The following is a 7995-nucleotide window of genomic DNA, read 5'->3' as shown; positions in this document are numbered from 1 at the left end:
CCCGACAAACGGCAAGACAAACCAAAGGCCGCCCCCCAACGGGGCGGCCTTTTCGTGTTATGGAAATGATGCTCTTGCCGAAATTGCTCAGCCCCTTGCGAGTCCGTCCGCCTCGGCCATCGTCTCTGTCAGGAAATCCGCAAACCTCGACCGCAGTGCCTCGCGGTCCGCATCGTCCATCTTGCGGGGTATGCCCGCCTCGAACCGGCGGTAGACCTTGGCGCCCTGCCCGAAGGGCCGTGGCACCATCATCCGGTCCCAGGTGTCGAGCGTCCTGAACCGCCTTGTGGAAAACGCATAGGCAAAAACCGGCATTCCCGTCACCCGCGCCCATTCCAGCGGCGCATCCTTCAACGCCATCGCCGGGCCCAGGGGACCGTCGCCGGTCAGGGCGATGCTGACCCCCTCGCGGGCGCGCTTCAGCACCGCGCGTGATGCTGCAACGTTCGAGGTCCTGTCCGACATCTGCATCGGCAGTAGCCCCATCCGCCGTTGCAGCGCACCGGACACCCGCCCGATGGGGGAATTGGCGTAGAGGCTGGACAGCGGGCCGGCACCTGCGGGCCAGTGCAGCGCCCCCATGATCGAGCGTTCATGCCACATCACGACCAGCACGGGTCCGTCTTGCGTCGCGGCGACCAGATCATCGCGGCCGATGATGGTCCATTTGGTCGTCCGCTCGCAGACCCCCAGATAGCGCGCCGCCAGACCTGCCAGAAACGCGGCAAGGGTTTCAGAGTTTTCCAGTCGTTTGCGAAACGCTTTCAGCACGGGGTCGCGGCCTTGTCAGTCATTGCCTGACTTGTGGCATTTCTTGCCCCGATGCGGAAGTGTCCTGCACCTTCCCCCTTGATCCCGCACCGATTCCGGACTAACCCGTCAGCCGGTCCTAGGGGTATAGCTCAGTTGGTAGAGCGGCGGTCTCCAAAACCGTAGGTCGCGGGTTCAAGTCCTGCTGCCCCTGCCAGACCGGATCGCGTGGCGCCCTTGCCAGAGGATCGTTCACCCCATGACACGCCAGAGCCTGACGATCGCGTTTCATGTCGGCGCCCACAAGACCGCCACCACCCACCTGCAAAAGACCATCAAGCGCGCGACCGAGGCCATCGCCGCCGATGGCGTGCGCTTTTATGGCCCCGAGCATTTCCGCCTGCCGGGCCGCACCATTCCGGCGCTTTTCGGGTTTCAGCCCGGTGCCGTCGCGGATCCGTCGCGCCGCAGCCCTCAAGAACAGCTTGCCGCCCTTGCGCAGGATGCCCACCGGCTGGTGATAAGCGAAGAGAATTTCATCGGCCCTCTCAATAGTCCCAAGGGGCTGGGGTTGCGGCACCGCTACCGCCCCGCGGGCGAGCGGATGGCGCGGCTTGCCGCCAGCTTCGGGCAGGACGTGGATGTCTTTCTTGCGGTGCGTCGCCCCACGACCTTCATGAACTCGGCCTATTGCCAGATGCTTCTGGGCGGGCAGGTGCGGCACCTTGGCCTTTATCTGCGCCGCAATCCGCTGACCAGCGTGGACTGGCTGGGGCTGGTGCAGGACCTGCGGACGACGAAGGGTATCGGGCAGATCACCGTCTGGCGATACGAGGATTACCGCGTGCTCTTTCCGCGAATCGTCGCCGCGATGCTGGGCGAGGTGGCCGCGCGCCATGTGCCGGTGGTGGATCGCCCGATCAACACGGGCCTGTCGGCAGCGGCGGTGGCCGAGGTGCTGCACAGGGGCGACACAGCCGATCTGCCCGACATCGCCCGCCGTGCCCGTGCACTTTTGCCGGTTGCGGATGGCTATCCCCCTTTCGATGCCTTCACACCCGAAGACCACGCCAAAAGCGAGCAGCACTATGCCAACCAGGTCGCTGCCATTGGCATGATTCCCGGCGTGACCCTGCTGCGCCCCGAGACAAGTTGATCAGGCAGGCCTGCTCTCGGGCTTGAATTCAGGCGCAAGACTTCGTATGTGCCGCCCGTAAAGCAAAGGATGCAAGGCCATGGCCATCGCCAACCCGATCAAGTTCATTCAGGAAACGCGCGCCGAAATCGCCAAGGTCGTCTGGCCGACCCGCCGCGAGACCCTGATGACGACGCTGATGGTGTTCATCATGGCCTGCCTGACCGCGCTGTTCTTCTTTCTTGTCGATCTGATGCTGCGCACCGGCCTGAACGGTGTGCTGGCCTATTTCGGCGGCTGATCCCGTTCTGCCCGTTGCCTCTTGAAAACCCGCACGCGCGGCGGTATGAGCCTGCGAAACGATCCTGAAATGGCGTGCGGCGGCGAAGTTGCACGCCGCTTTTATTTTCGGGACTCGCAATGAAGCTAACCGCGCCCCTTCGGGCAGATGACAACAAGGTGTTCTGAAAGATGGCGAAACGCTGGTACTCGGTAAGTGTTCTCTCGAACTTCGAGAAGAAGATCGCAGAGGCGATCCGCCAGAAGGCGGCTGATCAGGGGCTGTCCGACCAGATCGACGAGGTTCTGGTCCCGACCGAGGAAGTCATCGAAATCCGCCGCAACAAGAAGGTCACGGCCGAGCGCCGCTTCATGCCCGGCTACGTGCTGGTGCACATGGAGATGTCGGACGAAGGCTATCACCTGATCAATTCGATCAACCGCGTCACCGGTTTTCTGGGTCCGCAGGGCCGTCCGATGCCGATGCGCGACGCCGAGGTGCAGGCCATCCTCGGCCGCGTGCAAGAGGGCGAAGACGCGCCACGCACGCTGATCCATTTCGAGATCGGCGAGAAGGTCAAGGTCAACGACGGCCCGTTCGAGGATTTCGACGGCATGGTGGAAGAGGTCGACGAGGACAACCAGCGCCTGAAGGTCTCGGTCTCGATCTTCGGCCGCGCAACCCCGGTGGAACTGGAGTTCACGCAGGTGAGCAAGCAATAAGGCTGCCGGCAAGTCTTGCGATGTCGAAGGGGGGCTGACGGCCCCCTTTTTCGTCTGATCGGCCGCGCGATCTCTTGTGCTGTGACGGCGGGGAAGGGGTGGGGGCTGGCACCTCTTGCCCGGGGGCGACTGCGGGTTGGCATGTGGGAAAAACCCCTTGCGCCGCCACCGATTCCCGCCTAAACGCCGCCTTTGTCGCCCCACCCGTGGGGTGATCCCTCGTGGGAGGTTTCGGCGCGCGCGCGTGACCGGCCGGACCACACAACATCAAAGCTGACGGGTCGCGACCCGGAGGCGTTGGAAACAGGAGAAGGCCAATGGCCAAGAAAATCATGGGCACGCTGAAGCTGCAGGTTCCTGCAGGCAAGGCGAACCCGTCCCCACCCGTCGGTCCCGCATTGGGCCAGCGCGGCATCAACATCATGGAATTCTGCAAGGCGTTCAACGCCAAGACCGAAGACATGGAAGTCGGCGCGCCATGCCCGACCGTCATCACCTATTATCAGGACAAGTCCTTCACGATGGAAATCAAGACGCCGCCTGCGTCTTACTACATCAAGAAGGCCGCCAAGCTGCAGTCCGGCTCGAAGACGCCGGGCAAGGCCTCGGCCGGTTCGATCTCGGCCAAGCAGGTGCGTGAAATCGCCGAAGCCAAGATGAAGGACCTGAACGCCAACGACATCGAAGGCGCAATGCAGATCATCATGGGCTCGGCCCGTTCCATGGGCATCGAGGTGAAGTAATGGCAAAGCTTGGTAAACGCTCTGCGGCCGCACGCGCCGCTTTCGATGGCAAGACCAACGTCTCGGTTGCTGAAGCCGCATCCCTGGTCAAGACCAATGCCACCGCGAAATTCGATGAATCCATCGAAATCGCGATGCAGCTGGGTGTCGATCCCCGTCACGCCGACCAGATGGTCCGTGGCACGGTGACCCTGCCGCACGGCACGGGCAAGACCGTCCGCGTCGCGGTCTTCGCACGCGGCGAAAAGGCCGATGAAGCCAAGGCAGCCGGTGCGGATATCGTCGGCGCCGAGGACCTGATGGAAACCATCCAGGGTGGCACGATCGACTTTGACCGCTGCATCGCCACACCCGACATGATGGCTGTTGTCGGCCGTCTGGGCAAGATCCTGGGCCCACGCAACCTGATGCCGAACCCTCGCGTCGGCACGGTGACGATGGACGTCAAGGAAGCTGTCGAGGCTGCCAAGGGCGGTCAGGTGCAGTTCAAGGCGGAAAAAGCCGGTGTCGTCCATGCCGGGATCGGCAAGGCGTCCTTCAGCGCCGAGCAGATCGCCGAGAACATGAAGGCTTTCGTCGATGCCGTCGGCAAGGCCAAGCCGACAGGCGCCAAGGGCACCTACATGAAGAAGATCTCGGTCAGCTCGACAATGGGCCCCGGCGTCACCGTCGATGTGGCTTCGGCCACTGGCAACGCCTAGACCTACTGCGCCAATGGCGATGTGAAACGGCGGGCTTTCGGGCCTGCCGTTTTTTCTTGACAAATCCTGAATGACCGGACGCCTCTGCTCTTGGCATTTGCCTTGCGAGCGACTAGATGTCCCCCCACTGGCCCGAAAGAATGATTCGTTCGGGCCTTTATTCGTCCGAGACGGTGGGTTGGCCCATATGCCGATAATTCCTGCCTGAGACGGGATAGACCAGATTTTAAGGCTCTTTTGGAGACTTGGCTGGCACGCCCCGTTTGCATGGACTGTAGATGTTGGGCGGCCCTGCCGTTTGACAAAATGTGAGCCGGTGCCGGACCCATTCCGGCACCAAACTTGGAGTGAAACTGTGGATAGAGCACAAAAAGAACAGCTGGTTGAAGACCTCGGCCAGATCTTTGAAAGCTCTGGCGTCGTTGTGGTTGCCCACTACGAAGGCATGACAGTTGCCGAAATGCAGGACCTGCGCGCATCCATGCGTGAAGCGGGCGGTTCCGTGCGCGTTGCCAAGAACAGACTCGCCAAAATCGCCCTTGAGGGGAAGCCATGCGCAAGCATCGCAAAATACCTCACGGGCATGACCGTACTTGCCTATTCCGAAGACCCCGTCGCTGCGGCGAAGGTGGTGGACAAGTTCGCCAAGGACAATGACAAGCTTGTCATCCTCGGCGGTGCTATGGGCGATACGGCACTTGACCCTGCCGGTGTTGCAGCCGTCGCAAAGATGCCATCCCGCGAAGAGCTTATCGCTTCGATCGTCGGCTGCATCGGCGCACCCGCTGCAAATATTGCCGGGGCCATTGGCGCACCTGCTTCGAACATCGCGAGCATTCTTTCGACCATCGAAGAGAAAGCTGCATAAGGCACCTGAATTGGCTTGGGGGCGCGCGTCCCTCACGTTGGAACACACATAAACGAACGGAAAGCATAAAATGGCTGATCTGAAGAAACTTGCTGAAGAGATCGTTGGTCTGACCCTTCTCGAAGCACAAGAACTGAAAACCATCCTCAAGGACGAGTATGGTATCGAACCTGCTGCCGGTGGCGCCGTCATGATGGCTGGCCCTGCGGGTGACGCCGGTGCGGCTGCTGCCGAAGAGAAGACCGAATTCGACGTCGTTCTCAAGAATGCTGGCGCACAGAAAATCAACGTCATCAAGGAAGTCCGCGCCATCACCGGTCTTGGCCTGAAAGAAGCCAAGGATCTGGTCGAAGCTGGCGGCAAGATCAAAGAAGGCATTGCCAAAGCCGAAGCCGACGAGATCAAGGCAAAGCTGGAAGCAGCTGGTGCCGAGGTCGAACTGGCCTAAGCCTGCACATCAGGCAGAGACACTCTGCCCGAAAACTCGGCTGGTCCCGTAGAAATGCGGGTCCGGCCAAACCTGTCTTAGAGGTCGGCCAATGCCGACCGACCCCTTGGGTAGGTTTCGATATCGGGAGGCAGCCGGTGGGACGGATGCCACGAATGGATATCAGGCCCCCTGTCAAATGGGTGGTTCCGTGCGGCCCCGGCGCAGAGACATTCGAGAGACAAAGCAAAAGGTGACATCGCACATGGCTTCTTCCTTCCTTGGTCAGAAACGCCTGCGCAAGTACTACGGCAAAATCCGCGAAGTGCTTGAAATGCCGAACCTCATCGAGGTTCAGAAATCCTCTTACGATCTGTTCCTGCGGTCCGGCGATGCCGCGCAGCCATTGGACGGCGAAGGCATCAAGGGTGTCTTCCAGTCGGTCTTTCCGATCAAGGATTTCAACGAAACCGCCGTGCTCGAGTTCGTCAAATACGAGCTGGAAAAGCCGAAATACGATGTCGAGGAATGCCAGCAGCGCGACATGACCTACAGCGCGCCGCTGAAGGTGACGCTGCGTCTGATCGTTTTCGAAGTGGACGAGGATACGGGCGCCAAGTCGGTCAAGGACATCAAGGAACAGGACGTCTTCATGGGCGACATGCCTCTGATGACCCCCAACGGCACCTTTGTCGTGAACGGCACAGAGCGTGTGATCGTGTCCCAGATGCACCGCTCGCCCGGTGTGTTCTTCGACCACGACAAGGGCAAGACCCATTCGTCGGGCAAGCTGCTGTTCGCCTGCCGCATCATCCCATACCGCGGTAGCTGGCTGGACTTCGAATTCGACGCCAAGGATCTGGTGTTCTGCCGCATCGACCGTCGCCGCAAGCTGCCGGTGACGACGCTGCTCTATGCGCTGGGCATGGATCAGGAAGGCATCATGAATGCCTATTACAACACCGTCGACTACAAGCTGGACAAGAAGAAGAAGAACGCCTGGGTCACCAAGTTCTTCCCCGAGCGCGTGCGCGGCACCCGCCCGACCTTCGATCTGGTCGACGCGAAGACCGGTGAAGTCATCGCCAAGGCTGGCGAAAAGATCACGCCCCGGACGGTCAAGAAGCTGATCGATGCCGGCGAGGTGACGGACCTGCTCGTCCCATACGAGAACATCGTGGGCAAGTTCGTTGCACAGGACATCATCAACGAGGAAAACGGCGCGATCTACGTCGAAGCCGGTGATGAACTGACGGTCGAGCGTGACAAGGATGGTGCCGTCATCGGCGGCACGCTGAAGGACCTGCTGGATGCGGGCATTACCTCGATCCCCGTCCTTGATATCGATAACATCAACGTCGGCGCCTACATGCGCAACACGATGGCGTCGGACAAGAACATGAACCGCGAAACCGCGCTCATGGATATCTACCGCGTCATGCGCCCGGGCGAGCCGCCGACCGTCGACAGTGCCTCGGCCCTGTTCGACACGCTGTTCTTCGACAGCGAGCGTTACGACCTCTCGGCTGTCGGTCGGGTCAAGATGAACATGCGTCTGAATCTGGACGCCGAAGACACCATGCGCACCCTGCGCAAGGAAGACATCGTCGCCTGCATCAAGGCGCTGGTCGAACTGCGTGACGGCACCGGCGACATCGACGACATCGACCACCTCGGCAACCGTCGTGTCCGCTCGGTCGGTGAGCTGATGGAAAACCAGTATCGCGTCGGCCTGTTGCGGATGGAGCGCGCGATCAAGGAACGTATGTCCTCGGTCGAGATCGACACCGTGATGCCGCAGGATCTGATCAACGCGAAACCTGCTGCCGCTGCTGTCCGCGAATTCTTCGGGTCCAGCCAGCTGTCGCAGTTCATGGACCAGACCAACCCGCTGTCCGAAGTCACCCACAAGCGCCGTCTCTCGGCGCTCGGGCCCGGCGGTCTGACGCGCGAGCGTGCGGGCTTCGAAGTGCGCGACGTGCACCCGACCCACTATGGCCGGATGTGCCCGATCGAAACGCCCGAAGGGCCGAACATCGGTCTGATCAACAGCCTGGCCACCTTTGCCCGTGTCAACAAATACGGCTTCATCGAAACGCCCTATCGCAAGGTCGTGGATGGCAAGGTCACCGACGAGGTGTCCTATATGTCCGCCACCGAGGAAATGCGTCACACCGTGGCGCAGGCCAATGCGAACATGGCGGATGACGGCTCGTTCAAGAACGAACTGGTTTCGACCCGCAAGAACGGCGACTACACGCTGTCCCCACGCGAGAACGTGGACCTGATCGACGTGTCGCCGAAACAGCTTGTCTCGGTCGCCGCCTCGCTGATCCCGTTCCTTGAAAACGACGACGCCAACCGCGCGC

9 protein-coding genes and 1 tRNA gene are annotated in these 7995 nt (G+C 61.1%); 9 read left to right on the top strand and 1 reads right to left on the bottom strand.

Annotation, left to right across the window (positions count from 1 at the left end; all coding sequences use genetic code 11):
* Positions 1 to 87 precede the first annotated feature (87 nt).
* On the bottom strand, positions 88 to 771 hold the full coding sequence (locus tag V7N12_RS12895; RefSeq protein ID WP_333715029.1) for a lysophospholipid acyltransferase family protein: 684 nt from the start codon (positions 769 to 771) through the stop codon (positions 88 to 90).
* A gap of 120 nt (positions 772 to 891) precedes the next feature.
* On the opposite strand from V7N12_RS12895, the gene V7N12_RS12890 reads away from it, so the two are divergent.
* The 9 genes from V7N12_RS12890 to rpoB all read left to right on the top strand — a co-directional run.
* Positions 892 to 967 (top strand) — tRNA-Trp (locus tag V7N12_RS12890).
* 42 nt (positions 968 to 1009) lie between these two features.
* Entirely contained in the window at positions 1010 to 1906 is an 897-nt protein-coding gene (locus tag V7N12_RS12885) for a hypothetical protein (RefSeq protein ID WP_333715028.1), read from the top strand.
* A gap of 79 nt (positions 1907 to 1985) precedes the next feature.
* Positions 1986 to 2186 carry a preprotein translocase subunit SecE gene (gene secE / locus V7N12_RS12880; RefSeq protein ID WP_333715027.1) on the top strand — a complete coding sequence of 67 codons (201 nt, stop codon included), beginning with the start codon at positions 1986 to 1988 and terminating at the stop codon, positions 2184 to 2186.
* Between the two features lie 170 nt (positions 2187 to 2356).
* A complete protein-coding gene (gene nusG / locus V7N12_RS12875; RefSeq protein ID WP_333715026.1) occupies positions 2357 to 2887 on the top strand; it encodes a transcription termination/antitermination protein NusG in 531 nt (176 codons plus the stop codon).
* 317 nt (positions 2888 to 3204) lie between these two features.
* Positions 3205 to 3630, top strand: a complete 426-nt coding sequence (rplK, locus tag V7N12_RS12870) for a 50S ribosomal protein L11 (RefSeq protein ID WP_333715025.1) — start codon at positions 3205 to 3207, stop codon at positions 3628 to 3630.
* Entirely contained in the window at positions 3630 to 4331 is a 702-nt protein-coding gene (gene rplA / locus V7N12_RS12865; protein ID WP_333715024.1) for a 50S ribosomal protein L1, read from the top strand. The genes rplK and rplA overlap by 1 nt, the downstream gene beginning before the upstream one ends.
* A gap of 355 nt (positions 4332 to 4686) precedes the next feature.
* Entirely contained in the window at positions 4687 to 5199 is a 513-nt protein-coding gene (rplJ, locus tag V7N12_RS12860; protein WP_333715023.1) for a 50S ribosomal protein L10, read from the top strand.
* 70 nt (positions 5200 to 5269) lie between these two features.
* Positions 5270 to 5647, top strand: coding sequence for a 50S ribosomal protein L7/L12 (rplL, locus tag V7N12_RS12855; RefSeq protein WP_333715022.1), 378 nt, complete (start codon positions 5270 to 5272; stop codon positions 5645 to 5647).
* A 244-nt stretch (positions 5648 to 5891) separates the two neighbouring features.
* On the top strand, positions 5892 to 7995 hold a 2104-nt coding region (gene rpoB / locus V7N12_RS12850), incomplete at its 3' end, for a DNA-directed RNA polymerase subunit beta (RefSeq protein ID WP_333715020.1).

This window comes from Yoonia sp. (assembly GCF_036770585.1).
In the GTDB taxonomy this organism is placed as follows: domain Bacteria; phylum Pseudomonadota; class Alphaproteobacteria; order Rhodobacterales; family Rhodobacteraceae; genus Yoonia.
The sequence above is the reverse complement of the archived record's forward strand: the minus strand, read 5'-3'. Positions and strand labels throughout refer to the sequence as shown.

Bases quoted from the DNA above. Each gene is read 5' to 3' on its own strand.
- V7N12_RS12885 (WP_333715028.1), top strand. From the start codon at position 1,010: ATGACACGCCAGAGCCTGACGATCGCGTTTCATGTCGGCGCCCACAAG.
- secE (WP_333715027.1), top strand. From the start codon at position 1,986: ATGGCCATCGCCAACCCGATCAAGTTCATTCAGGAAACGCGCGCCGAA.
- nusG (WP_333715026.1), top strand. From the start codon at position 2,357: ATGGCGAAACGCTGGTACTCGGTAAGTGTTCTCTCGAACTTCGAGAAG.
- rplK (WP_333715025.1), top strand. From the start codon at position 3,205: ATGGCCAAGAAAATCATGGGCACGCTGAAGCTGCAGGTTCCTGCAGGC.
- rplA (WP_333715024.1), top strand. From the start codon at position 3,630: ATGGCAAAGCTTGGTAAACGCTCTGCGGCCGCACGCGCCGCTTTCGAT.
- rplL (WP_333715022.1), top strand. From the start codon at position 5,270: ATGGCTGATCTGAAGAAACTTGCTGAAGAGATCGTTGGTCTGACCCTT.